This window comes from Kribbella sp. NPDC055110 (assembly GCF_053607525.1).
The window spans coordinates 1-24427 of the sequence record NZ_JBSGTS010000017.1 but is presented as its reverse complement, the minus strand read 5'-3'; the positions used below and the strand labels follow the sequence as shown (position 1 = coordinate 24427).

The following is a 24427-nucleotide window of genomic DNA, read 5'->3' as shown; positions in this document are numbered from 1 at the left end:
CGCCATGTCCGGGATACGTCAGCACCCTGTCAGGTGCCAGAACCCCTCAGGTGGGGTATGTCTGACGGTGCCGGGCGCGCGCGGATCGGACAGGGGACGTCTGGTCAAGCCTCAACGCGCGCGCCCGTCCTTCGCTTCACCTTCAGGTAACTGCGCCAGATCAGCCGCTGCAGCATCAGGGTCACCACGCCGGCGATCGACGAGCGCGTTCAGGACGCGCTCGCTGCGGTCCGATGGGACGATGAGTCGAAGGTGCATCACGGGCCACATGCTGTCAGACCGACTCCGGGGAGCCTTCATGACTGAATCCGCCGCCGTAGCGCAGACCGGTGAGAGACCTGAACTGAAGCGGGTCATGGGACCCGGACTGCTGCTTCTCTTCGTCGTCGGGGACATCCTCGGCACCGGGGTGTACGCGCTGACCGGCAAGGTGGCCGGTGAGGTCGGCGGCGCGGTCTGGCTGCCGTTCCTGTGTGCGTTCGTGGTCGCGTTGCTGACCGCAACCAGTTACCTCGAGCTCGTGACGAAGTACCCGAAGGCCGGTGGCGCGGCGGTCTACACGCACAAGGCGTTCGGGATCCACTTCCTCACCTTCCTGCTCACGTTCGCGGTGATGTGCTCCGGTCTGACCTCGGCGTCGAGCGCGTCGAAGGCGTTCGCGGCGAACTTCTTCTCCGCCGCGCACATCGACGCCGACCGCGGCGCGCTGCTGATGATCACCGCGCTCTCCTTCATGACACTGATCGCGCTGGTGAACCTGCGCGGCGTCGGCGAGAGCGTCAAGGCGAACGTCGTACTCACCTGTGTCGAGCTCAGCGGTCTGCTGATCGTGATCGGGATCGGCGCCTGGGCGCTGATCGGCGGCGACGGCGACACCTCCCGGCTCACCGACTTCAAGGTCCCCGAAGGCGAGTCGCCGTTCAGTGCGGTGACGGCCGCGACCGCGCTGGCGTTCTTCGCGATGGTCGGGTTCGAGGACTCGGTGAACATGGCGGAGGAGACCAAGGACCCGGTGCGGATCTTCCCGAAGATCATGCTGATCGGGCTGTGCATCACCGGCGTCATCTACGTGCTGGTCGCGATCTCCGCGGTCGCGCTGGTCTCGCCGGACGAGCTGAACAAGGGCGCGACGCCGCTGCTGAAGGTCGTCCAGGCCGGCGCACCCGGGTTCCCGCTCGAGCTGTTCGCTTGGATCACCATGTTCGCGGTCGCGAACTCGGCGTTGATCAACATGCTGATGGCCAGCCGCCTGCTGTACGGCATGTCGCACGAGCAGGTGCTGCCCGGTCCGCTCGGCCGGGTGCTCCGCAAGCGCCGTACGCCGTACATCGCGATCCTGTTCACCACGCTGCTCGCGTTCGTGCTGATCGGGTACGCCGACCTCGCGGCGCTCGGTGGTACGACGGCGTTCCTGCTGCTGTGCGTGTTCGCGATCGTGAACGTCGCGGTGCTGATCCTGCGGCGGGACCGGGTCGAACACAAGCACTTCCGCGCGCCGACTGCGTTGCCGGTGCTAGGTGTCGTCCTGTGCGTGTACCTGGCGAGCCCGTTGTCCGGGCGGGCGTCGGAGGACTACAAGATCGCCGGCTGGCTGATGGTCGTCGGGGTCGGGCTGTGGATCATCACGTGGCTGCTGAACAAGTATGTGTTCAACCGGCACGCCGACTTCGACCCGTCGCACCTCGATCCGCAGGGTCCGGTGAACTGACCGGGTCGAGCGCTGCGAACAGTACGGTCGCGAGGGCCACGGCGCCGGTGCCGACGGCGATCCAGCCGAGTGCGGGATAGCCCGCACCGGCGTCGATCGCCAGGCCGCCGAGCCACGGGCCGAGTGTGATGCCGACGTTGAACGCGGAGAAGTTCGTCGCGGTCGCGAGCCTCGGCGCGTCACCGGCCAGGCTGAACACGCGGGCGTTCAGGGCGGGGTTCGCGGCGAAGCCGAAGCCGCCGAGCAGCGCGATCACGGCGATCGCCGGCACCGGATCGGTGGCCGTGAGCGCCAGTACGGCGGAGAGCGCGATCAGCCCGACGATGCTGATGAAGAGCGTGTGGAACGGCAGCGCGTCGGCGTACCTGCCGCCGATGGTGATCCCGATGAACGACCCGAGACCGTACAGCGCCAGCACACCCGGGACGGCACCAGTCGGCAGACCGGTGGTTTGCGTCAGCAGCGGGGCCAGGTAGCTGAACACGACCAGGATGGTCGCGGTGACCATCACCGTGGTGCCGAACGCGAGCCACAGCCGGGCGTTGCGGAGCCCCCGGAGTTCGTCGGCGAGGCGGGGTGCGCCGGCGGGGTCCGGCCGGTCGGCCGGCAGCGTGGCGAAGACGCCTGCCATCGCGAGCACGCACATCCCGGCCACGGTCCAGAACGCCGACTGCCAGCCGAGGTGCTGCCCCAGGACAGTTCCGAGCGGGAGACCGACGATGGTCGCGATCGTGAGGCCGCCGGTGACGATGCTCATCGCCCGCGCGCGGCTGTTCGCCGGTACGAGGGCGACCACGGTCGCCGCGGCGATCGACCAGAACCCGGAGTACACGAAGGCGCCGACGATCCGGGTGGCGAGCAGTACGGCGTAGCTCGACGTCAGTGCGCCCACGACATGGGTGAGCGCGAAGATCGCCAAGAAGAGGAGTCCCGCCGTACGCCGGGACCAGGTGAGCGTGACGACCGCGAGGACCGGGGCACCGACGAGCATGCCGATCGCGAACGCGGAGATCAGCAGGCCCGCCTGGGGGATCGTCACGTGCAGATCCGTCGCGAGTTCGGGAAGCAGCCCGGCGAGCATCAGTTCCGACGTGCCCTGCGCAAAGATGCTCAGCCCGAGGACATAGACAGCTATCGGCATCGTTCCCCCTCACTCGACGATTGCCACTCGCAGTATCCCAGAGATCACTGTCCGCTGTCGCCGCGCCTGTCACGGGCTGAGACTTGAGCGGATACGGCATCGTTGGGGTATGAGCTTCCAGACTCCGGCGAAGCGGACGGGACGGGCTGTGGACACGGCCCGGATCGGTGGTGGGCTGAAGCTGCTCGTCGGTCTGGTGGGGCTGATGTGGCTCAGCGAGGTCGTCGACACCGCGACGCACGGCGCGCTCGACCAGTACGGGATCATCTCCCGCGAGCCGCGTGGCCTGATCGGGATCCTGACCGCGCCGTTCCTGCACCTCGGGTTCGGTCACCTGATCTCGAACACGCTGCCGCTGGTCACACTCGGCGCACTGATCGCGGTCAGCGGCGCGGCCCGGCTGTTCGCGGTGACTGCGATCGTGACGGTGATCGGCGGGTTCGGGACCTGGCTGATCTCACCGCCGAACACGATCACGATCGGCGCCAGCGGGCTGGTGTTCGGGTACGCGTCGTACCTGATCCTCCGCGGGCTGTTCAACCGCCGACTCGGTCAGGTGCTGCTCGGCATCGTCGTCGTGATGGTCTGGGGCAGTGCGCTGCTCGGCGGGCTGCTCCCGCAGGACGGGATCTCCTGGCAGGGTCACCTGTTCGGTGGCATCGCCGGTGTGCTCGCGGCCTGGGTCCTGTCCGACGACAAGCAGCAACGCGTCAAGTGAGCGTGGCGGGGTCGGTGTTCGCCCCGCAGACGACGACCACCACCCGCTCGCCGGCGGCGGGTTTGTAGACGCCGGAGGCGAGGGCTGCCCAGGCGACTGCTCCTCCGTGTTCGGTTGCCAGGTGGTACTCGCGCCAGAGCTGCTTGCGGGCGGCAACAATCGACTCGTCGTCGACGAGGACGGACTGCACGTGGTGGCCCTGGACTGCTTCGAAGGCGAGGATGCCTAGGCGGCGTGCGCCCAAGGAGTCGGCTGCTACGCCGCCAACCGGGCCGTCGGTCGGGGCTCCGGCTTGAATTGCGCGGTGCATGGTGGGTGCTTGCGCGGGCTCGACGCCGATGACCTGCACGTTGTCGCCGATGGCGGTCGCGATGCCGGCGATCAGCCCGCCGCCACCGACCGCGACGAGGACCGTGTCGAACATGCCGGCCTGTTCGAGCAGTTCGAGGCCGACCGTGCCCTGCCCGGCGACGACCTCCGGCTGGTCGTAGGCGTGCACCAGCAGCGCACCCGACTCCTCCTGCGCCGCGAGCGAAGCCTGGTGCGCCTCGGCGTACTCCGATCCGACCTGCACGATGTCCGCGTCGAGGGTGCGCAGCTTGCCGAGCTTCGCGGCCGGGGTCGTCTGGGGGACGAAGATCCGGGCCGGTACGCCGAGCTCGCGCGCCGCGTACGCAGCGGCCAGGCCGTGGTTGCCGCCGGATGCGGCGACGATGCCCTGACCTGTGAGTTCGCCGCTGTCCTTCGCGGTGAGCAGCCGGTTGAACGCGCCGCGCGGCTTGAACGAGCCGGTGTGCTGAAGCAGTTCCAGCTTGAACGTGAGCCCCGGCGCCACCTGGATCACCGGCGTACGCCGCACCCGCCCGGCAATCCGCTCCGCGGCCTGCTTCACGTCCTCGAGGCTTACCGTCATGCCTCAACCCTGCCACGATGGTGATCAGCCGAAAGATGGAGGCCAGGGAATGGGCGCGTACGACGAAAGCTACCGCCGGAGCCTGGACGACCCAGATGGGTTCTGGCTCGAGGCGGCCGAGGCGATCTCCTGGACGAGACCGCCGACGCGGGCGCTCGACGCGACGAAGGCGCCGATCTTCCACTGGTTCCCCGACGGCGCCTTGAACACGTCGTACAACGCGCTCGACCGGCACGTCGAGGCAGGTGACGGCGATCGTACGGCGCTGATCTACGACTCACCTGTCACCGGGACCGGGCGGAGCTACACCTACGCGCAGCTGCGGGACGAAGTGGCGACGTTCGCCGGTGCGCTAGCAGCGCTAGGTGTCGGCAAGGGCGACCGGGTGATCGTCTACATGCCGATGATCCCGGAAGCGGTCATCGCCATGCTGGCCTGCGCGCGACTCGGCGCTATCCACTCGGTGGTGTTCGGCGGCTTCGCGCCCCGTGAGCTCGCGGCGCGGATCGAGGACGCCGGGCCTCGCGTGATCGTCGCGGCCTCGTGTGGCATCGAGCCGACACGCATCGTCGAGTACAAGCCGATCATCGACGAGGCGCTGACGATCGCCTCGCACCAGCCCGAGCACACCATCGTGTTCCAGCGCGAACAAGCCCCGGCGGCACTGGGCGAACGCGATCTCGATTGGTCCACGCTGACCGCTGTCGCCGAGCCGGTCGGCCCGGTGCAGGTCGCGGCGACCGACCCGCTCTACATCCTCTACACCTCCGGTACGACGGGACGTCCGAAGGGCGTCGTCCGCGACAACGGCGGCCACGCGGTCGCGCTCGCCTGGACGATGCGCAACGTGTACGACATCGGGCCGGGCGACGTGTGGTGGACCGCGTCCGACGTCGGCTGGGTCGTCGGCCACTCGTACATCGTCTACGCGCCACTCCTGGTCGGCGCGACCACGGTCCTGTACGAGGGCAAGCCGGTCGGGACGCCGGACGCGGGCGCGTTCTGGCGGGTGATCTCCGAGCACGGCGTGAAGGCGTTGTTCACCGCGCCGACCGCGATCCGCGCGATCAAGAAGGTCGATCCCGAGGCGGCCGAGCTGGCGAAGTACTCGCTGGACACGTTCCGGACGTTGTTCCTGGCGGGGGAGCGGCTCGACCCGGAGACGTACCACTGGGCGCACGAGCATCTCGGCGTACCGGTCGTGGACCACTGGTGGCAGACCGAGACCGGCTGGCCGATCGCGGCCAACCCGCGTGGACTCGAGCCGCTGCCGACCAAGCCGGGCTCGGCGACCGTGCCGATGCCGGGCTGGAACGTGCAGATCCTCGATGCGTACGGCAAGGAACTGCTGCCGCAGCAGGAGGGCGCGATCGCGATCAAGCTGCCGCTGCCGCCGGGCGCCCTGCCGACGTTGTGGGGCGACGACCAGCGCTACATCGACAGTTACCTCAAGGAGTACGACGGCTACTACCTGACCGGCGACGGCGGGTTCATCGACGACGACGGCTACATCTTCGTGATGGGCCGCACCGACGACGTCATCAACGTGGCCGGTCACCGGCTGTCGACGGGCTCGATCGAGGCGGTCGTCGCGGCGAATCCGGCGGTCGCGGAGTGCGCGGTGATCGGCGTACACGACGCGTTGAAGGGGCAGTTGCCGCGCGCGTTCGTCGTACTGAAGGCGGGCGCGACGGTGCCGGACGACGTACTGCGGGACGAGTTGGTGGCCGCCGTACGCCGGGAGATCGGGCCGGTCGCCGCGTTCCGGGACGTGTCGGTGGTCGATGCGCTGCCGAAGACCCGCTCGGGCAAGATCCTGCGCCGCACGATGCGCGGAATCGCCGACGGCCGCGACGAACCGGTCCCGTCCACCATCGAGGATCCCGCCGTACTGGACGCGCTCCGCCCGGTCCTGCGTGGGTAGCAATCGGCAGCTCGACAGTACGTATACGTCCACTGCGACGAAACGCTCGGTTGGCTGAGCGTGCGGCTCGGCCAACCGAAGGGACATGTCCTGTCGAGCTGCAGATCGTCGAACGCGCGGGGATAGGCTGCGGGTATGCGAGTCGTGATTGCGGGTGGACACGGGCAGATCGCGTTGCGGCTGACCCGGTTGCTGAGCGCTGACGGGCATCAGGTGGTCGGGGTGGTACGGAACCCGGATCACGAGGCCGACATCGCCGCGGCCGGCGGGCAGGCCGCCGTGCTGGATCTCGAGCAGGCCGACGTCGAGGCGGTGGCCAAGGTGCTGGCGGGCGCGGACGTGGCGATCTTCGCGGCGGGCGCCGGGCCGGGCAGCGGGAACGCGCGCAAGGACACGGTCGACCGCGGTGCGGCCGCGCTGTTCGCCGACGCCGCCGAACAGGCCGGCGTACGGCGGCACATCCAGGTCGGCTCGATGGGCGCGGACCTCGCACCGTCGCTGACCGACGACGAGACGTTCACGATCTACCTCCGGGCCAAGTGGGCCGCCGAGGAGGACCTCCGCGCCAGGGACCTGGACTGGACGGTGCTGCGGCCCGGCGGCCTGACCGACGATCCTGGGACCGGCATGGTGTACCTCGCCGACAAGACCGGTCGAGGCGCCATCACCCGCGACGACGTCGCGCTGGTGCTGGCCGGACTCTGTGACGCCCCGGCCGCGATCGGCCGGACGCTCGAGCTGATCGCCGGGGACACCCCCGTGCGCGTGGCGCTCGAGAACCTCTGACCCTTATGACGTTGCCACAAGCAACAGAATGTGACGGGACTGCGACACTATGGCAGACACACTCCGGCAGGTCACCTTCGAGCGCCTCGCGAACAGCAGCTACGAGGTGCGGAACGCCCGCGGCGGAAGCATCCGGATCGGCTCGGGCGGCGCGGACACCGACTTCACGCCGGTCGAGCTGCTGCTGGCGGCGATCGGGACCTGCTCGGCGATCGACGTCGACATCGTGGTGAGCCGCCGGGCCGAGCCGACCGAGTTCAGCGCGGTGGTCCGCGGCGACAAGATCCGGGACGCTGAGGACGGCAACCGGATGGAGAACCTCGCGGTCGAATTCACCGTGTACTTCCCCGAGGGCGAGGACGGCGACAAGGCCCGCGAGGCCCTGCCGCGCGCCGTGAAGATGTCCCACGACCGCCTCTGCACGGTCAGCCGCACCGTCGAACTCGGCACCCCTGTCACCACAACGGTCAACGACTGAGCCGAGCCCCTGCGGTCAGGGGCGTAGGAACTCGGCGGCTGGTCGGAGGCGCGTCTTCAGGTGCTGCTGAGTACGTCGGCAGTCGATGCGGATGTCCGACGGCTCGCCGGGCTCCGACGGCAGTTGGTCCGGGTCGTGTCCGTCGCGGATCGCGATCCTCCGGCCCAGCTCGAACCGGCTCAGTGCCTCCGGTCCGGCGACATGCGTGATGCCGCTGACGTCCGACGTGAGCAGTTCGAGTAGCGCTGATGCGAGGTCGGCGACGTGGACGGGGCAGCGGATGTTGCTGCTGTAGAACGCACCGGGTTCGCCGGCCAGCAACCGACGTACCCGTTGTTCCTCGCCCGACCGGCCGTCCGATCCGACGATGATCGACGTACGCGCAACGACCGCGCCCGGCCGGATCGCCCGGATCGCCGTCTCGGCCGCAGCCTTGGCCGCGCCGTACGGCGTTGTCGGACAAGGCGCATCATCCTCGCGATAGGCCGAGTCACGTGGCCCGAACACGGCGTCGCTCGACACGAACACGAGCCTCGCGTCACCGGCCGCGAGCGCGACATTGACCGCACCGTCGGCCGTCGCAGCCCAGTCGTCCTGCTTGTAGGCGGTGTGGATGATTCCGTCCGGCCGGACGCTGCGGATCACCTCGTGCACCGCGTCACGTCGCCGTACGTCGAGATGCACTCCACCCGGCACGACCTGCGAGTGGTACGCCGGCACGACCTCATGGCCGGCCGCGTGCAGGAGTTCGCGCCCCAGGAGTCCAGCGGCACCGGTGACGAGCAACCTCATCGGGCAACCCTATGGCGTTCGAGCCGCCAGCCGGCGGTCCGCGTGGCGCGCTTCACCTCCGCGACCGTTCGCACCTTCCGTGGCGTCATCCAGGACTGCGACGGCTTGTGCAGCATCCACCCGTCTCCGATGGTCAGCGCCGCATGCTGGACCAGGCCCGCAGTGTTGCGCCAGACAAACACAGTGCCTGGTACGTCGTCCTTGCCGCCGCGCTCGGTGTGGTGCGCGAGCCATTCCTCGAACGGCTCGCGCAGCATCCAGACGTCCTCGGCGCCGTCGACACCGCAGGCCGCCATCACGGTGCCGAAGCAGTTCGGCCCGCTACCGTCCGGGAACGTTCCGGCCAGCTCCCGTACGCGTGGCAACTCCGCGGGCCAGGTCCGGACCTCGGCATGCCGGCTCGGCCCGAGATCCTCGCTCACGATCTCGGGAAGCACGCGCGCCGGCTCCCGCAGCAGCGACTTCCACCAGACGAACCGATGCCCGTCCGCCTGCTGCCGAATCTCCGGCCCGACGATCCGCGCCCACTTCCGCACCGTCGGCACCGCCCCACGGTCGTAGTTGACCTGCGCCCGGACCAGCGCGGCCCGCGTCGCCTTCGGCAACTCGCTGAACGCCGCATCGCTCAGCCACGCCGTCCGAGCGGCCTTCCCGTCGACCGCGTACGTGAGGTAGGTGTCGCGGTCCTCCCGGCTCGGTTCCCGATCGTCCGTCGCCAGCTTCCAGGCCGTCGCCTGTTTCTTCGTCACGAAGAACGGCTGCTCGTCGGGTGCGAGCCAGTCGACCCATCGCTCCAGCAGATCAGGCGAGACGTCGACACCCAGGACGGTCAGCACCGGGCAACGCTCTCATCCTCAGCCCGGATCGGCTACCGGCTTTCGCGGACCGCGATAGCGCTGCGTCTGCGAGTAGACCAGGTTGGTCGTCGTACTACCGAAGTCGGTCAGCTCGTTGACGAGCTCCTCCAGGTGCGGCATCGACGCTGCGGCGACCTTCAACGTGTAGCAGTCGTCGCCTGTAGTCCGCAGGCACTCGAGGATCTCGCGGCGCTCGGCCAGCAGGCGGTGCAGCGGCTCATGCTTGTTGCCGGGGTACTTCAGCCGTACGACGGCCAGCACCGGGTAGCCGACCTTGGTGAGGTCGACCTCGGCGCGATAGCCGGTGATCACACCGATGGCCTCGAGCCGGCGTACCCGCTCCGTGGTGGCCGACGCGCTCAGGTTAACCCGTTTGCCGAGCTGCGTCAGCGACAGCCGGGCGTCCTCCTGCAGTTCGTCGATGATCGCCCAGTCGGTCGGATCGAGACTCTCGGCCATGCACCCAATCTACCGGCGATTCCCCGGCGCGAGGCGGCGTACGCCGGGAGGAATCTCTTCAGGGGCGGGTCATCGCCTGGATAGTCTGATGGCGTGGAACTGGGAGTGAACGTGCCGAACTTCGGCCCGGGGACGAATCCGGCGCGGCTGCGGGACTGGGCGCGCGTCGTCGAAGGACTCGGGTACGACCTGCTGATGGTGTCCGACCACGTGGTGATCACGCCGGATGTCGCGAAGCAGTACCCGGCGCCGTTCTACGAGCCGTTCACCACGCTGAGCTGGCTGGCCGGGATCACCGACCGGGTCCGGCTCGGGACGACCGTACTGATCGCGCCGTACCGGCATCCGTTGCTGGTGGCAAGGATGGCGGCGAACCTGGACGCGTTGAGCGGTGGCCGCCTCGTGCTCGGTGTCGGGGTCGGGTGGGCGCGGCAGGAGTTCGAGGCGCTCGGCGCGGAACCTGCGGACCGCGGCCGGCGTACCGACGAGGTGCTCGCCGAACTGCGGCGCGCGTGGGCCGATGCGGCCGACTACGGCGCGGGGGCGATCCCGATCTGGGTCGGCGGTTCGAGCACGGCGGCATTGCGGCGGACCGTCCGGTATGGCGAGGCGTGGCATCCATTGCGGCAGACGATCGAGCAACTGCGGTCCGGGCTGGATCGCCTGCGGACCATCGCGGCGTCGCAGGACCGGCCGGCGCCGGGGTTCGCGCCGCGGATCCTGCTCCGGCTGACGGACGACCCGCTGAGCGACGACGATCGGGTCGCGGGGGAGGGCTCGATCGAGCAGGTGCTGCAGGATCTCGCCGTACTGCGGGAACTCGGCGCGGAAAGCGTCGTACTCGATCCGTTCGTCGGCGACCCCACCGAGACCGAACGGCCCGAGGCGGCCTGGCAGGCGCTGGCGACGATCGCCGCGCAACGAAGTGAACTGGAGACGACGTGACACCTGAGGCAGAAGGATTCCTGCGCCGCGCGATCGCACTCGCCGCGGAGGCCCGGAACGACGGGAACCCGCCGTTCGGCTCGCTGCTGGTCGGCCCCGACGGCACCGTGCTGATCGAGGAGCGGAACACGACGCTCACCGAAGGGAACATCAGCTTCCACCCGGAGCTGAAGCTCGCCGTGTGGGCGGCGCAGCAACTGTCGCCCGAGGTCGCGGCCGGCACCACGATGTACACGAGCTGCCAGCCGTGCGGGATGTGCTCGGGCGCGCTCGCCAGATCCGGGCTCGGCAAGGTCGTGTTCGCGCTGTCGGGTGAACAGCTCGACGGGCTCAAGTCGACGGGAGGCTTCCCCGACGTACCGCTGGAAGGGCCGGAGCTGTACGACGAGGCGCGCGTGCCGGTCGACGGGTACTACAGCTGAAAGCGGGGTCCCGGTGCCGGGACCCCGCAACCGCTACTTAACTGGAGTCAGGCAGAGCGTGTACTTCGTCGAGCCGCTCTGATAGACGTACGACGCCTCGGCGTCCTCACCGCACTGGCTGTCGTCGGTCGAATCGTCGATCTTGTCGACGATCCTGTACTCGGCCTCCGAGGACCCGCAGTCGACGACCTTCACGTCCGGGTCCTTCGTCGTGCCCTTGTTGACGACGCAGGCGCCGATCTTGGCCTTCGACTCGGTCGAGTTCAGGTTCACCGCAACGATCGCCGCGATCAGCGCGATCGGCAGCAGCAGACCGAGGATCGCCGGCCGCTGGAACAGCGGTTTGCCCGGGTCCATCGGCCGGCCCTGACCCGGCGTCGGCTCCGGGAGCTGCTTGAACCGCTGCATCGGGCCGATGTTCATCAGCATCGTGATCGGGTTGATGATCGACGAACCGATACCCCACCAACCCTGCCACAGGCTCTTCGCGGTCATGTCGCGCACGGACGCGATCCCGCAGGTCCGGCAGAACGGGCCCTGCAGCTTCAGGAACCGCATGATGATGATCAGGCCCTGGTGACCGCGGACGGTCGCCGCGGCCGCCGGGTACGCACCACAGAAGCGGCAGGTCGTCTGGCCCTGCGCCTCGTACCCGTGCTGCGGAAACGACTGCCCTTGCTGGTACTGCTGGCCCGGGTATTGGCCCTGGTACTGCTGACCGTCCTGCGGGTACGGCGGCAGGCCGGTCTGCTGCTGCGGACCTGGCTGCTGGTACTGCTGGCCTGGTTGCTGCGGACCGGGCTGGCCCGGCTGGCTGTACTGCGGGAACTGCTGCGGTGGCGGACCGTAGCCGGCCGGCTGACCTGAGTACGGGCCCTGCGGCGGCTGGGGAGGGGATGTGGTCACGGATGGTTCCTGAGGCTGATTGAGGGGCGGTGTCGGGACACGATGAACCATGGCACCTTACTCATGCCGGTGGTCCACTCCGGCATAGCGCTGCGTCAATTCCCGGCCAAGACGCGCCAGCTCCGCCTGCACCGACGGCGGGTCCACCACCTCGATCGACCCGCCCCAGCCGGCCAGGTGCTGCGCGATCATTAACGGAGTGGGCGCGGTGACCTTCAGCCGCACCCGGTCACCGACGGTCCCGTCGACCTCACAGTTGCGGCCGAGCCGGTCCTGCATCACCCACACGAACCGCTCGTCCATCAGGACAGTTGCCGTCAGCCCCGATCGCCGTTCCTCCATCCGCTCGACGATCTCCGCCCACGCCGTCGACAGCTCGAACCCGTCCGGCCGCTCGAACGACTCGCCGGTCGCCGCGACGTCGACCACTCGATCGAGGCGGAACGTCCGCTGTCCCTTCTCGGTCCACGCGATCAGGTACCAGACGTCGTCCTTGTCCACGAGACCGAGCGGATCCACCGCCCGCTCCGACGTGTCCCGGCCGCGTCCTGAGTAGACCAGTCGCACGCGTTCCCGGCGTACGACGGAGTCCTGCAGGCGACGTACCAGCTCTGGGCGTTCCTTCATGTGCTCGCCCCAGCGGGCCGGGTCGATCACCACCGCCTCGGCCGCCGCCTGTGCATGCTCGCGGAAGGTGTCCGGCAGCGCCCGCACGAGCTTGCGCAGCGCCGCTTTCGCGTCGGGAGCGATCGACGCCGCAGGACCCACGAGCAGGAACAACGCCTGCGCCTCGGTTGCCGTCAGCCCGCTCAGATCGGTCCGCGCACCGCCGACCAACTGCCAGCCGCCGTTCCGCCCCGGCTGTGGATAAACCGGGATGCCGGCCGTCGACAACGCCTCCAGATCCCGGCGCGCCGTCGCCACCGAGATCTCCAGCTCCGCCGCGACGTCGGCAGCGGTCACCCGGCCCCGGGCCTGCATCAGCAACAACACCGCCACCAACCGATCCGCCCGCATGACCCCGATCGTCGCAGACAAACCGCTCACCGTCTGAGCACTTAAATCGGGTTACCCTCAGTTCCGGACGGCCTTCTTCCGGAATGGTGACTGATGGCGTACGACGTGAGCCCGACGGCGCGGACCCTGATGGTCCTGGAGCTGATCCAGAACAGCCCCGGCATCACCGCGGATCAGCTGGGGGACAAGCTCGGCGTGTCCGAGCGCGCGGCCCGCCGGTACGTCGCGATCCTGCGCGAGGCCGACATCCCGATCGAGTCGGTCCGCGGGCCGTACGGCGGTTACCGGGTCGGACGTGGGTTGCGACTACCGCCGTTGATGTTCAGCCCGACCGAGGCGCTCGGCCTGGTGATGGCGGTGCTCGAAGGACCGCGCGGCACCGCCGACCCGGTCGAGGACGCGCTCGGGAAGATCGTCCGGGTCCTGCCCGAGGCCGTCGCCCGGTCGACCGACGCGATCCGCCGGGTCAGCGCGCGCGGACCCGATCCCGGCGCCCGGACCCCCGATCCCGAGATCACCGCCGCGCTCGTCTCGCACAGCGCAGACAGCCGCCGCGTGACGATCCACTACCGCCGCCACGAGGACGAATGGCCGATGGACGTCGACCCGTGGGCGGTCGTCGTACGCCGCGGTCGCTGGTACCTGTTGTGCTGGTCGCACACCAAGGACGCCCGGCGCGTACTCCGCGTCGACAAGATCACCAAGGTCGAAGCACAGCCGACCTCGTTCGTCCCACCCGCCGACCTCGACCCGCTGGCCGCCGTCGAGGAACACCTCGCGATGGGCTGGCGGTACCCGATCGAGGTCGAGATCAACGCGCCGCTCGACGACGCCGCCCGCTGGATCCCGCGCAGCATGGGCCGCCTCGAACCCATCGACGAGAACCGCACCCGTCTGCTGGCCAGCACCAACGAACCCGACTGGTACGCCGCGCACCTGTCCGAGATCCGCGCCCCGTTCCGCGTCGTCGCCAGCCCCGAACTCCAGGCCGCCTGCCAGTTCCTGGCCCGCCGCCTGCTCGCCGCAAGCACGGCCCCGCCCGACTGATCCTCACCTGGGGATCCGGCGACCGGAGCGGGCGCGGGAGTTGGTGGAGATGGGATTCTGGGTGCGGTCGGTGCCGGGTGCGGGGCATTCGGTCTGGTACGGACATCTCGACGAGTTCATGGGAGTGGTGGACGAGTGGCTGCTAGCGGGATGAACGACATCGAGTTCTCGGGGGAGATCTGGTACTGGCGCGGGCCGGCGCCTTGGTACTTCATTACCGTGCCGGACGAGGAGAGCGCGTACTTCGAGGCGGAGTCGAACTTCGTCACGTACGGGTGGGGGATGATCCCGGTCACGGCCGAGATCGGCGCGAGCGTCTGGGACACGTCGATGTTCCCGAAGGACGGGCGGTACCTCCTGCCGGTGAAGGCGTCCGTACGGCGGGCGGAGGATCTCGACGACGGCGACGTACCGACCGTGCGGCTGCGATTGCGTAGCTGAACGAAAACTGTCGGCGGGCGGGTCTAGCGTTCGCCGTACTTGTTTTGCCGTCACGTTTTGAAGAGGGAGGAGCCGCGATGTCCACGCTGTCCGACCGGCCGCACACGGCCGTGCTCGTCGTCGATGTCCAGAACGGTGTCGTGGGGGAGGCGTTCGAGCGAGACCGCGTCGTCGCCAACATCGGCACGCTCGTCGGCAAGGCCCGCGCCGGGGGAGTTCCGGTCGTCTGGGTCCAGCACTCCAGCGACAACCTTGTGAAGGACAGCGACGCGTGGCAACTCGTGCCTGAACTGTCCCGGGACGACTCGGAGCCGCTCGTCCACAAGACGTACGCCGACAGCTTCGAAGCGACCGACCTCGAGGACGTCCTCGCCCGCGCCGGCATCGGTCACCTGATCGTCAGCGGCGCGCAGACCGACGAATGCATCCGCTCGACCATCCACGGCGCGATGGTGCGTGGGTACGACGTGACGCTGGTCGCCGACGCCCACACCACGGAGGACCTGACCGAGTACGGCGCACCGACGCCCGACAAGGTGATCGCGCACACCAACCTCTACTGGCAGTACCACCGGGCTCCGGGCCGGACCGCCGCCGTACAGAAGACTGACGAGGTCACCTTCTGACGACGTCCAGGAGCTGAGTCAGCAGCCGCACCCGCGGTACGTCGGCGCTCGCGTGCGCGTCGTTCCGGTCGATGAGCACGGCCTGGATCCCGACCGCCTGTGGATTGCTGATGGGTGGAGGGTTGCCCACCGGATCTTCAGTGGGCAAACCTCAGGCAAGCTCAGTCCACCAGCGAGTTGAGGGCCGCTAGATCCTCGGCGGAGAGCGTGAGGTCAGCGGCTTGGAGATTCTCTTCCAGGTGCTTCGGGCTGGAGGTGCCCGGGATCGCGAGCACGTGATCACCGCGGCTCAGCGTCCACGCCAGCCGCACCTGCGCATCGGTCGCCCCGTGGCGAGCCGCGATCTCCTGGACCGGCCCGGATTCAGGCACCCCGCCGGCCTCCCGCGACTCCGCCGTGAGCGTGAAGAACGGGATGAACGCGATCCCCAGCTCACCGCACAGCTCCAGGATCTCGTCGTTCACCCGCCCAAACCCCACGCTGTACCGGTTCTGCACCGCAACCACCGGCGCGATCTCCCGCGCCTCGTGCAGATGCGCGACCCGCACGTTCGAGACACCCAGGTGCCGGATCATCCCCTTCGCCTGCAGCTCAGCCAGGACACCGAAATGTTCAGCAATCGACTCCAGTCCCATCTGCCGCAGGTACACGAGGTCCAGCGAATCCACCCCGACAACCCGGAGATCGCTCTCGACGAGTTCCCGCAGTTCGTCCGGCCGCGCCAGCCCGTGCTCGGTCGGCCCAACCTTCGTCGCGAGCACGAACTCTTCCGGGTACGGCGCCAGCGCCCGGCGGATCACGTCGTTCGCCCACCCGAGACTCTCGAACCGCGTCTCGCCCGTCAGCCCATGACTCGGGTAGAACGCTGCAGTGTCGATGTGATTAACCCCCAGCTCCACGACTCGCCGCAGCAGCGCGATCGCCCGGTCCTGTACGTCGGCCCCGCCGCCGTCGGCGCCCGCGAGCCGCTTCGCCCCGAACCCGATCCGCCGGACCGCCACCTCTCCGAGCGTCCAGAATTCGCTGGACTTGCTTTCCGCAATTCCCGATGATAAGTTTATTGGTAGGGATGCATTCTCCTGTGAATTCTGCATTCGGCCAGGATAAATCCTTCCAGAGAATTCGTCCATCCTTTCCCACACATTTCTTGCGCTACTCTCAGGCGCGTGGGACTCACCGAGCAGCAGCAACAGCTCCTCGACACGTGGCTACCGTCCGCGGCGATCGTGCGTGACCACAGCTGGGGCACCATCGGGACCCTCGTCCTGGAGCTCGAGCACCACGGAGAGCGCTACATCGCCAAGGCAGGCGACGATGCCGACCACCACCTCGCCCGCGAGATCCGTGCCCACCGCAACTGGTTGCAGTCGTGGACCACGCGGGGGAGAGCGGCCGAGCTGATCCACGCAGACGAGAACGCCAAGCTCCTCCTGACCCGTTTCCTGCCCGGTGAACTCGTCGAAGGCACGCCGTACGAATGGGCGCCCGACACCTATCGCCAAGCCGGTGAACTGCTCGCTGCATTTCACCGGCAATTCGCCGTACCGGACGACAACTACGAATCCCACGAGAACCACCGCCTGCGACGCTCGTTCCGACCCACGGTGACTGGCAGCCCCGCAACTGGCTCGTCGACAACGGCACCGTCCGCGTCATCGACTTCGGCCGCGCAGGCGGTCAGCACGGCGGTGTGGGCACACCAGGTCGGCGACGAATCCTTTGGGCAGCAAGGACATCGAATGATCGCCGAGACCGTCGCCGAAATTGCGTTGTGAGCGAACCGAGCACGCTGGCATCGTCACGGCATGTCCAGCGAACTCCTGCGCGAAGCGCTCACCCTTGACCGATATCCGCGATCGAATACGTACGACCAGCAATGGGTCGTCGACAATCTGATGGGCCCGCACCCGCTGTGGAGCGCCGAAAGCCTGCTGGAGACGATGTCGCTGCGGCCCGGAATGCGGGTCCTCGACCTCGGCTGCGGTACGGCGTTGACGTCGATCTTCCTGGCCCGCGAGTACGACGTCGAGGTCTGGGCGACCGACCTGTGGGTCGACCCCACCGAGAACTGGCAACGTATTCAGGACGCCGGCGTGGCGGGCCGGGTGCATCCGATCCAGTCCGATGCCCGCAAGCTTCCGTTCGCGCACGGGTTCTTCGACGCGGTCGTCAGCGTCGGCGCGTACAACTACTTCGGCACCGGCGTCGACTACCTCCCGTACCTCACCGAGTTCCTCCGCCCGAACGGCACCCTCGGCATCATCACCCCCGGCATCCGCACCGCCCCCAACTTCACCCCGCCCGACCTCACCCCGCCCGACGTCAGCGCCCGCAGTTTCGCGCCGCCGCCGTACGTCGCGGAGCGCTGGGGACCGGACGTCTGCACCTGGCTCCCACCCGACTGGTGGCGACGCCTCTGGGAACGCACCGGCCTGGTCACCATCGAGACCGCCGACTTCGTACCGAACGGCTGGGCCGACTGGCTCCTCTGGCTACAAACCTGCGCCCAGGTCGGTCGCGGCTACGAACCCGACGAACACCTACTGCAAGCCGACCAAGGAAATCTCCTCGGCCTAACCCGCGTAGTCGCCCGCCTGAAGTAACTGCGTCAAATGCGCCCGCAGCTCGGCCGGATAAATCCCGAACTCCTCCAGGTCCGCCGCATCAGCCCACCGCAGCTCGAAATGATTCGTCGCACAATGCTCCACGGCTTCATCACCTGACAGTTCCGGTACGCCGTCCACGTCGCGAACCAGGAAGTAGTACGCCGGCCGCCCGTTGTGCGTACCGGTCCACAGCAACCGATCCAACGTGCCCGTCAGCGTCGTCTCCTCCTGAAGCTCACGAAGCGCAGCCCCCGCCGCCGACTCACCCGGCTCCACATGCCCGCCAGGAAGTACGGCGTACCGATGCCCATCACACCGCGGCCCCCGCGCGCCGCCGTACTCGCACATCACACACTCCCAGACACCCCCTGCCGCAGATACCGCTTCACCACGAGAACCTTCCCCGCCTCAACCACAACCGCAGCCCCACGCGGAACCTTCACACCCATAACCCGCAAGTCTGCCCCCCACCACCGACAACCCCGCCACCCACCACTGCCAGCGGCGCCAGACCCCCACCCGACACACGGCCAACGACCGCCGTCCGCGAACACGGAACACCCCGCGGACCCACAGCACCCGGCATCTCCTGTCCTCCCACCCCACCGCCTGTCCCCAGTCACCCCACCGCCCCGCCATCTACACCTCCCGCCCCGCCCACAACCCGCCTCCGCCCACACCAAACCCGCCCCACGGCACGAACCCACCGCGCCATCCGCACCAAGCCCGCTATCCACCACCAAGCCTGCCCCGCTCACCGCCCGGATCCGTCCCGCCCGCGCCGATCTCCCCGCCGCCGACGTACCCGAGCACATGACCGGATATCTGTGTCCCCGGGGAGCACTACGGGTTCTGGTTGCAAGGTTGCTGCGACTTCTTTGCCATCGGACTCGTCGGGCCGCCGGCGCTGTGACCGCCACCTACACCTACGCCCCCGTTGGCCAGCGAACCTCCGCCACCGGCACTTCCGCCGCCACCAACCCGCTGCGCTGCACCAAGGCCTACTCGACGACCGAACCGCTCTTTCAGCCCGACGACGCCGGCCGCTACACACATGCGGACGCCAATCGACATATCACCATGGCCGGTGCTGGCATCGCTGATGCCTGTCCGCAGCTCTGTTGCCCTCGGCGCGTATGTCCCGGTCTCCTTCGGTTCGGTGTCCGATGCGCCGCCGGGCTGATCGTCGCTCGCGTTGCCCTGGAGAGTGGCGGCAGAGAATCTGGGATGCTTTCAGCTGCGCCTCCCGTGTGGTGCCTGTTCAGATCTGGTTCGTGCCTCCGTCGACGTAGATGTTCGCGCCGACGACGTAGCTGCTCTGTTCCGAGGCCAGGAAGGCCACGACTGCGGCGGCCTCCTCAGGCTGACCCATGCGGCCCTTGGCCACGGTCGCGGCGACATTCTCCTTGATGGCCCGGGCGGTTTCCTCGTCGCCGAAAGCGGCGGTGCCTCCGGGAGTCTCGATCCATGCCGGCGAGAGTACGTTGACCCGGATGCCGCGGCCCTTGAGCTCGTTGGACCACGTCCGCGCGAAGGATCGGACGGCCGCCTTCGACGCCGCGTACGCGCCGAACGCCTCTACTCCACGGTCGCCGGCAGTCGAACCAACCAGGACGATCGAGGCGCCGTCGTGGAGCAGCGGGAGCGCCTTCTGCACGGTGAACAGCGTGCCGCGGACGTTGACCGCGAAGGTCTGGTCGAAGTGCTCCTCGGTGGTCTGCTCCAACGTCACGAACGACCCGATCGCCGCGTTCGCCACGAGCACGTCCAGGCCCTTGCCTCGGGCCCCGACCGCGGCGTAGAGCCGGTCCAGGTCCTCCGGCTTCGAGATATCGCCGACGACCGCGGTGGCCCGGTCTGGGCCGATGGTTTTGACGGCGGCCTCCAGTTCGGCCTCGCGCCGGCCGGTGACGAACACGTACGCGCCTTCGTCGGCGAGTCGTACGGCGGTGGCCAGGCCGATCCCGCTGCTGCCTCCGGTGACCACCGACGTCTTGCCTTCGAGCTGTCCCATTATGGGTGTCTCCATCGCTGTTTGTGTCGATCTCCATGTCGATCTGTTCGACTTCGATACTGCGGGAGGCCCGGGATACTATCCATAAGGGATAGTCCAGAGTTCTTTACGTATCGTCCAGGAGGAGGGCTTGGTGCTCGGATATCGGGATCCAGTGGCTGACGCGATCGGCCTGCTCCGGCCCCGCACGGTGATCGGGCCCAGCATCCGGGCTGTGGGCGAGTGGGCTTTGCGCTTCGACACGTTCTTGCATGTGCGGATCGGGGGCCTCGTGCGTGGCAAGTGCTGGTTGATCCTCGACGGGCACGAGCCGGTGCTCCTGCAGCAGGGTGACACCTTCATGCTGGGCAACCCACCGCCGTACGTGCTGGCCGGCACGCTCGACGCAAGCCCGCGCTCCGCGGCGCCGGTGTTGACGGGCGCCGAAGACGGGATCGTGCGGATCGGCCCCGAGATCGGCCCGGCTTCCGAGGAGGACCTCTACCTCTGCGTCGGGCATATCGCGTTCGACGACCAGAACGCGGCCCTGCTGACCGATCTCCTGCCGCCGCTCGTGATCGTCCGCGAGGCTGATCCTCATGGCCGGCGACTCGCGCAGCTGATCGATCTCCTGGCCACCGAGGTCGGGGTCATCGCCGCCGGCGGCCCGCTGGTGCAGAACCACCTCGCCCAGATCCTGCTCGTGCACATGCTGCGCGCTCACGCTGCCCAGACAGATCGGCCCACCGGCTGGCTGGGCGCTCTGAACGAGGACGGCATCGGCGCCGCCCTGCGCGCCCTGCACGCGGACGTGGCCCACTCCTGGACCCTCAAGGAGCTCGCCGAGATCAGCCACATGTCGCGTTCCGCGTTCGCCCAGGCGTTCAGGAGCCACGTCGGGGTCCCGCCCCTGGAGTACCTGATTCAGTGGCGGATGAGCCTTGCCCGTGACGCCCTCGTCCGCGACACTTTGTCGATCTCCGAACTTGCACGGGCCACGGGCTACCTGTCCGAGAGCGCGTTCAGCACCGCGTTCCGCCGTGTGGTCGGCGTATCGCCCGCACAGTTCCGGAACCAGGCACGACAGGCACGTCGATCGCCGGCTGGTACGACGGTTGTTCACTCATCGGCCGGGCCTGGTGACGACCCTCGTGACGACGCAGTGGCCTAGTACTTTCGGCCAGGGTGCGAACCAGTCGCCCCCTCGTACGGCGCGACGCAGCTGGCGACCCTCGCCGGAGCTTTCAAGGCACTCGAGGCGAACCAGCCGCCTCCGCCGCTGCCCACGGGCGCGACCGCCAACGCGTCGGCGGCGAGTGTGGACAACCTCAACTCGGCCCGGTACTACATGATCTGCAACGACTCGTACTGGCCGACGTCGCTGCAGTCGTACCAGCGGAACGTGGCGATCGATCGGATCCGGTATCCGTTGTTCGGTGCGGCCGGAGCGAACATCAACCCGTGCGCCTACTGGCCGAAGCCGATCGAGGAGCCGGTCAAGGTCGGCGACGCCGGCCCGTCGAACGTGCTGATGGTGCAGAACCTCCGCGACCCCGCTGGCCGGGCCGTGCAGCTGCGGAAGGCACTCGGCGACCGGGCCCGAATGGTGACGGCCGACCAGGGCGGGCACGGCGTCTACCTGCTGAACAAGAACCAGTGCGCGAACACGGCCGCAACCTCGTTCCTGCTGACCGGACGGCTGCCGGAGCACGACTGATCGGTCCACGACGCGTCGGCCGCGATGATGTTTGTTCCGCACGACGGGGAAGGACGGCGTACCCGGTGATCCGAAGCACCAACCGGACCTCGGCCGTGTCCTGGTCGTCCTGGAGGTCGTGGCACTTGTGGGCTTCAACGGTGACGAAGCGGTACGCCGGCTGTTTCTGCACGACCAAACCACTCCGGGCGCTATCGCGTTCTTCGGATCCGGGGCGGTGATCAGCGCGCTGGCGCTGCTGCGGCGCCGGTACCCGGGAGCAATCGCGCAACTCGCCGCGTCCGCGTTCGCACTCTCGCTGATCTGCAGCGCGGTCGGCTTCTTCGCGAAGCCGGCCGCGCCGTTCGGAGGTGACGGCGAGGCGCTCGGGCAGATCCTCCGGCTGCGCCGCCAGTAAAGCTCTCTCGACACAAGATTAAATCTATGGTGGCGAGATTAGACATTGGAACTTGGGTTGTGTAGTGTTCCTCGTACTGACAGAGAAGAACAGCGAAGCTGACGTGGACAGCTACCGATCTGTCCAAGCGGTGAAGTGGTACGACGGCGGACTCCGCCGAGCCGATCAGTGAAGGGGTTCGGGTTTCCCGCCAAGATCCGATCAGAGTCACTGGAGCCAGCGGTCGAGAAGGGTTCCAGGCTTGATGGGATGCAACACAGCTGGTGCAGTTTGCAGTTGCAGTGAGCGGTTTCGCAGTAGGTAGTGCGTAGTACTCGTAGTTGTGGTTAGCAGTAGGCAGTTGAGGTTCGAGAGAAGAAGGGAAGGGATTACACCGTCGGATCGCCCGCCAGTGCCAGAACTTCGCCGGGCGGGTGCCGTAGCTCCATCAGATGGGAAGGTGGTCTTCGGTTACGCATTCAGCGATCCCCGCAGTGATGGCCTTCACGTGGCGCGCTGCGGACATGCAAGGTCGGCCTCACGGCCGGTAGATGGTGACAATCCACAACCCCTGGGCCCCGGCGCTTCGGCACCGGGGCCCTTCGGCATGGAGGTTCGATGACCCCAGACCTGCACACGGAGACACCGATGAGTTCAACCCCGACAACCGGGCCGGCCAACTTCGACGACGAGGACTACCCTGCCTACACGATGGGCCGAGCCGCCGAGATGCTCGGCACCACGGCGGGATTCCTGCGGAGCCTGGACGAGGCGAAACTGATCACCCCGCAACGCTCCGAGGGTGGCCACCGCCGCTACTCCCGCTACCAGTTGCGGATAGCAGCCCGGGCCCGCGAACTCGTCGATCAAGGAACGGCCCTCGAGGCCGCCTGCCGGATCATCATCTTGGAAGACCAACTCGCCGAAGCCCTGCGCATCAACGAACAGATGCGCGAACAGAACGGCTAGCGGCTCTGCGGACTACTCCAGCGAAGACAGCCCGTACTCGAAACCTGCAGGCTTCGCGCACTCGCCTCCGGGATCTTCTCTCTGTCTAGCTCGCGCGCGCCGAGCAGATCACGCTTCGGCGCGCAGGCTGAGCCGTCGATCCATGTTCAGCCGCACCTCTCCGTACGGCGCCACATGCATCCAGAACAGCGGAGTGAGGCCTCGGTGGTCGTCGTCGGCCAGGACGTCTTGGACCATCAGGGTGTTCACGTACACCAGCGCCGATTGCAGCATCCGCAGGCACAGCACGGAGAGTTCTTGTTCGTCGCGATGGGGACTCAACTGCCGCCCGGGCTCGCCACCCTGCCAGTACCTTCGGCGCCACATCACCGAAGAGACCCGGTGGCAGTCCGATCGCCCGGACTGCACGCAGCTTCTTGATCTCGGTCAGCATCGAGTCCAGGCTCAGGTTGCCCGGATCCGACTTCACCAGCGCCAACACCGAATCGGCGTCATCCGCAGCGTCGCCGGTCTCTGACACCAGAGCTTCTAACCGGGCCGACGTCACGGACGGCAATCTGGCTGCGATCCGGCACGCCAGCGTCGTCTCAGCCTGCCGCAGTGCCGACCGGACAATTCGGTCCACACGACCCGCAGTCGGTGGCTCGATCCGTTCGTCTCGGCAACGCGCAAGCATCTGCTCGCGCACCACATCATGCTGGCGCTCCGCCTCGCAGACCTCCGGAGCCAGCCATCCAGCCAGCTTGTCCGCGCCCTCGACCGAACACTCCCGGAAGCCCAGATGCCGGCGGATCTGCGTACGGTGCCGCTCGATCGTTCGACCGGTCCACTCATACAGACCGAGCTCGGGGGCCGGCACCTTCACCTGATCGGCGACGAACCGCACCGCGTCGTCCGGAAGCTCCCCGCGGCCGCGGGGGCACCGGCCATGCCGAACATAGAACTTCAGCAGCAAGACGAAGCCGAGCTTCCCAGCTCCGCCCTTGCCGAACACCAGACCCTGCTCGTCATCCAGCAGCGTCCACTGCTCGACCCACTCATCGAGCTCGATCGACCGATCCACGGTCGGCATACTCCCGCGATCGAAGGTCAGCGCTCGCTACCGGGCAGATCCGCGGATGTGGCGGCTGGTGACAGCTCTCTTACCGACACCCCAACACGAGGGGATATACGGCTCTTCTGCTCGGTGTGTGGGCGGTGACTGGTGCGCGGAGGGCGGGGTGGGGGCTGGCGGGGGGCTTGAACAGGTTGCTGGGTGTCTCCAGCCGTGAGTTCTTGTCGGTGGCTACCGGTTCCTGTCTCCGGGCCGTCGTCGCGACACAGTTGTCGGCCGGGCGGTTCGCCCAGGCGGCGCGGAGCCGAGTGCGGGGGATCGATGCTCGATCCGGGGTGCCTGGGAGCGGGGAAACAAATGTGCGGATTGAGCCTGTTGCGATTTGGTTGGTGGTCAGCACGGTTGCGCGGGCTGGTTGGCCGGGGAGTCCCCGGGCTGGGGGTCAGGTTGCTGGTTGGAGGGTGCGGGTGCGGAGTTTGAGGAGGTTGACCACGGTGGCTGCGAGGTTGAGTTCGCTGGTGGCGGCGGTGAG

The 24427-nt window shown here is 68.0% G+C and carries 28 protein-coding genes; 16 read left to right on the top strand and 12 right to left on the bottom strand.

Annotation, left to right across the window (positions count from 1 at the left end):
• Positions 1 to 298 precede the first annotated feature (298 nt).
• A complete protein-coding gene (locus ACWF0M_RS24805; RefSeq protein ID WP_452238084.1) occupies positions 299 to 1708 on the top strand; it encodes an APC family permease in 1410 nt (469 codons plus the stop codon).
• Here the strand turns inward: ACWF0M_RS24805 and ACWF0M_RS24800 are convergent.
• Complete coding sequence (locus ACWF0M_RS24800) at positions 1650 to 2849, bottom strand: Cmx/CmrA family chloramphenicol efflux MFS transporter (protein WP_452238083.1); 1200 nt, start codon at positions 2847 to 2849, stop codon at positions 1650 to 1652. The two genes, ACWF0M_RS24805 and ACWF0M_RS24800, sit on opposite strands and share 59 nt — an antisense overlap.
• 109 nt (positions 2850 to 2958) lie before the next feature.
• Between ACWF0M_RS24800 and ACWF0M_RS24795 the strand changes: the two genes are divergently transcribed.
• Positions 2959 to 3567 carry a rhomboid family intramembrane serine protease gene (locus ACWF0M_RS24795; protein WP_452238082.1) on the top strand — a complete coding sequence of 203 codons (609 nt, stop codon included), beginning with the start codon at positions 2959 to 2961 and terminating at the stop codon, positions 3565 to 3567.
• Here ACWF0M_RS24795 and ACWF0M_RS24790 read toward each other — a convergent pair.
• Positions 3560 to 4480 (bottom strand): threonine/serine dehydratase, encoded by a 921-nt coding sequence (locus tag ACWF0M_RS24790; RefSeq protein WP_452238081.1) that lies wholly within the window; start codon positions 4478 to 4480, stop codon positions 3560 to 3562. The genes ACWF0M_RS24795 and ACWF0M_RS24790 overlap by 8 nt on opposite strands.
• A 49-nt stretch (positions 4481 to 4529) precedes the next feature.
• Here ACWF0M_RS24790 and ACWF0M_RS24785 point away from each other — a divergent pair, with 49 nt between their 5' ends.
• From ACWF0M_RS24785 to ACWF0M_RS24775, 3 genes are all read left to right on the top strand, one after another.
• Positions 4530 to 6404, top strand: coding sequence for a propionyl-CoA synthetase (locus tag ACWF0M_RS24785; protein ID WP_452238080.1), 1875 nt, complete (start codon positions 4530 to 4532; stop codon positions 6402 to 6404).
• A gap of 135 nt (positions 6405 to 6539) precedes the next feature.
• Positions 6540 to 7190, top strand: a complete 651-nt coding sequence (locus ACWF0M_RS24780) for an SDR family oxidoreductase (RefSeq protein WP_452238079.1) — start codon at positions 6540 to 6542, stop codon at positions 7188 to 7190.
• 49 nt (positions 7191 to 7239) lie between these two features.
• Positions 7240 to 7668, top strand: a complete 429-nt coding sequence (locus ACWF0M_RS24775) for an OsmC family protein (protein ID WP_452238078.1) — start codon at positions 7240 to 7242, stop codon at positions 7666 to 7668.
• Between the two features lie 15 nt (positions 7669 to 7683).
• On the opposite strand, the gene ACWF0M_RS24770 is transcribed toward ACWF0M_RS24775, so the two are convergent.
• From ACWF0M_RS24770 to ACWF0M_RS24760, 3 genes are read right to left on the bottom strand one after another with little or no spacing between them, the layout of a single operon-like run.
• Entirely contained in the window at positions 7684 to 8460 is a 777-nt protein-coding gene (locus tag ACWF0M_RS24770; protein ID WP_452238077.1) for an SDR family oxidoreductase, read from the bottom strand.
• Positions 8457 to 9296 carry a hypothetical protein gene (locus tag ACWF0M_RS24765; protein ID WP_452238076.1) on the bottom strand — a complete coding sequence of 280 codons (840 nt, stop codon included), beginning with the start codon at positions 9294 to 9296 and terminating at the stop codon, positions 8457 to 8459. Before ACWF0M_RS24765 ends, ACWF0M_RS24770 begins: the two co-directional genes overlap by 4 nt.
• Positions 9297 to 9314: 18 nt before the next feature.
• Positions 9315 to 9776 carry an Lrp/AsnC family transcriptional regulator gene (locus ACWF0M_RS24760; protein ID WP_452238075.1) on the bottom strand — a complete coding sequence of 154 codons (462 nt, stop codon included), beginning with the start codon at positions 9774 to 9776 and terminating at the stop codon, positions 9315 to 9317.
• 93 nt (positions 9777 to 9869) lie between these two features.
• Here ACWF0M_RS24760 and ACWF0M_RS24755 point away from each other — a divergent pair, with 93 nt between their 5' ends.
• The gene (locus ACWF0M_RS24755) at positions 9870 to 10721 is read left to right on the top strand and encodes an LLM class flavin-dependent oxidoreductase (protein ID WP_452238074.1); all 852 of its coding nucleotides are present in this window, start codon (positions 9870 to 9872) and stop codon (positions 10719 to 10721) included.
• Positions 10718 to 11143: a nucleoside deaminase gene (locus tag ACWF0M_RS24750; protein ID WP_452238073.1), complete on the top strand. Its 426-nt coding sequence runs from the start codon at positions 10718 to 10720 to the stop codon at positions 11141 to 11143. The genes ACWF0M_RS24755 and ACWF0M_RS24750 overlap by 4 nt, the downstream gene beginning before the upstream one ends.
• A 33-nt stretch (positions 11144 to 11176) precedes the next feature.
• On the opposite strand, the gene ACWF0M_RS24745 is transcribed toward ACWF0M_RS24750, so the two are convergent.
• Complete coding sequence (locus ACWF0M_RS24745) at positions 11177 to 12049, bottom strand: LppU/SCO3897 family protein (RefSeq protein ID WP_452238072.1); 873 nt, start codon at positions 12047 to 12049, stop codon at positions 11177 to 11179.
• Between the two features lie 57 nt (positions 12050 to 12106).
• Entirely contained in the window at positions 12107 to 13087 is a 981-nt protein-coding gene (locus tag ACWF0M_RS24740) for a helix-turn-helix transcriptional regulator (protein WP_452238071.1), read from the bottom strand.
• Between the two features lie 72 nt (positions 13088 to 13159).
• Between ACWF0M_RS24740 and ACWF0M_RS24735 the strand changes: the two genes are divergently transcribed.
• The 3 genes from ACWF0M_RS24735 (at position 13160) to ACWF0M_RS24725 (ending at position 15180) form a co-directional block, all read left to right on the top strand.
• The gene (locus ACWF0M_RS24735; protein ID WP_452238070.1) at positions 13160 to 14113 is read left to right on the top strand and encodes a helix-turn-helix transcriptional regulator; all 954 of its coding nucleotides are present in this window, start codon (positions 13160 to 13162) and stop codon (positions 14111 to 14113) included.
• Positions 14114 to 14263: 150 nt separating this feature from the next.
• Positions 14264 to 14554, top strand: a complete 291-nt coding sequence (locus tag ACWF0M_RS24730) for a DUF1905 domain-containing protein (RefSeq protein WP_452238069.1) — start codon at positions 14264 to 14266, stop codon at positions 14552 to 14554.
• Between the two features lie 77 nt (positions 14555 to 14631).
• On the top strand, positions 14632 to 15180 hold the full coding sequence (locus ACWF0M_RS24725) for an isochorismatase family protein (protein WP_452238068.1): 549 nt from the start codon (positions 14632 to 14634) through the stop codon (positions 15178 to 15180).
• Here ACWF0M_RS24725 and ACWF0M_RS24720 read toward each other — a convergent pair.
• Together ACWF0M_RS24720 and ACWF0M_RS24715 are read right to left on the bottom strand one after the other, a co-directional pair.
• Positions 15170 to 15310 carry a hypothetical protein gene (locus ACWF0M_RS24720; protein WP_452238067.1) on the bottom strand — a complete coding sequence of 47 codons (141 nt, stop codon included), beginning with the start codon at positions 15308 to 15310 and terminating at the stop codon, positions 15170 to 15172. The two genes, ACWF0M_RS24725 and ACWF0M_RS24720, sit on opposite strands and share 11 nt — an antisense overlap.
• Before the next feature lie 31 nt (positions 15311 to 15341).
• Entirely contained in the window at positions 15342 to 16181 is an 840-nt protein-coding gene (locus ACWF0M_RS24715; protein ID WP_452238066.1) for an aldo/keto reductase, read from the bottom strand.
• Between the two features lie 521 nt (positions 16182 to 16702).
• Between ACWF0M_RS24715 and ACWF0M_RS24710 the strand changes: the two genes are divergently transcribed.
• Together ACWF0M_RS24710 and ACWF0M_RS24705 are read left to right on the top strand one after the other, a co-directional pair.
• Positions 16703 to 17023, top strand: a complete 321-nt coding sequence (locus ACWF0M_RS24710; RefSeq protein WP_452238207.1) for a phosphotransferase family protein — start codon at positions 16703 to 16705, stop codon at positions 17021 to 17023.
• Positions 16986 to 17783 (top strand): SAM-dependent methyltransferase, encoded by a 798-nt coding sequence (locus tag ACWF0M_RS24705; RefSeq protein ID WP_452238065.1) that lies wholly within the window; start codon positions 16986 to 16988, stop codon positions 17781 to 17783. Before ACWF0M_RS24710 ends, ACWF0M_RS24705 begins: the two co-directional genes overlap by 38 nt.
• Here the strand turns inward: ACWF0M_RS24705 and ACWF0M_RS24700 are convergent.
• A complete protein-coding gene (locus ACWF0M_RS24700) occupies positions 17754 to 18134 on the bottom strand; it encodes an NUDIX domain-containing protein (protein WP_452238064.1) in 381 nt (126 codons plus the stop codon). The two genes, ACWF0M_RS24705 and ACWF0M_RS24700, sit on opposite strands and share 30 nt — an antisense overlap.
• Before the next feature lie 913 nt (positions 18135 to 19047).
• Positions 19048 to 19800 carry an SDR family NAD(P)-dependent oxidoreductase gene (locus ACWF0M_RS24695; protein ID WP_452238063.1) on the bottom strand — a complete coding sequence of 251 codons (753 nt, stop codon included), beginning with the start codon at positions 19798 to 19800 and terminating at the stop codon, positions 19048 to 19050.
• Positions 19801 to 19933: 133 nt separating this feature from the next.
• On the opposite strand from ACWF0M_RS24695, the gene ACWF0M_RS24690 reads away from it, so the two are divergent.
• From ACWF0M_RS24690 to ACWF0M_RS24675, 4 genes are all read left to right on the top strand, one after another.
• Positions 19934 to 20950 carry an AraC family transcriptional regulator gene (locus ACWF0M_RS24690; protein WP_452238062.1) on the top strand — a complete coding sequence of 339 codons (1017 nt, stop codon included), beginning with the start codon at positions 19934 to 19936 and terminating at the stop codon, positions 20948 to 20950.
• A gap of 147 nt (positions 20951 to 21097) precedes the next feature.
• Complete coding sequence (locus ACWF0M_RS24685; protein WP_452238061.1) at positions 21098 to 21496, top strand: alpha/beta hydrolase; 399 nt, start codon at positions 21098 to 21100, stop codon at positions 21494 to 21496.
• A gap of 31 nt (positions 21497 to 21527) precedes the next feature.
• On the top strand, positions 21528 to 21893 hold the full coding sequence (locus ACWF0M_RS24680) for a hypothetical protein (RefSeq protein WP_452238060.1): 366 nt from the start codon (positions 21528 to 21530) through the stop codon (positions 21891 to 21893).
• 627 nt (positions 21894 to 22520) lie between these two features.
• A complete protein-coding gene (locus tag ACWF0M_RS24675) occupies positions 22521 to 22841 on the top strand; it encodes a MerR family transcriptional regulator (RefSeq protein WP_452238059.1) in 321 nt (106 codons plus the stop codon).
• A gap of 85 nt (positions 22842 to 22926) precedes the next feature.
• On the opposite strand, the gene ACWF0M_RS24670 is transcribed toward ACWF0M_RS24675, so the two are convergent.
• On the bottom strand, positions 22927 to 23904 hold the full coding sequence (locus tag ACWF0M_RS24670) for a DUF4158 domain-containing protein (protein ID WP_452238058.1): 978 nt from the start codon (positions 23902 to 23904) through the stop codon (positions 22927 to 22929).
• Positions 23905 to 24427: the final 523 nt, after the last annotated feature.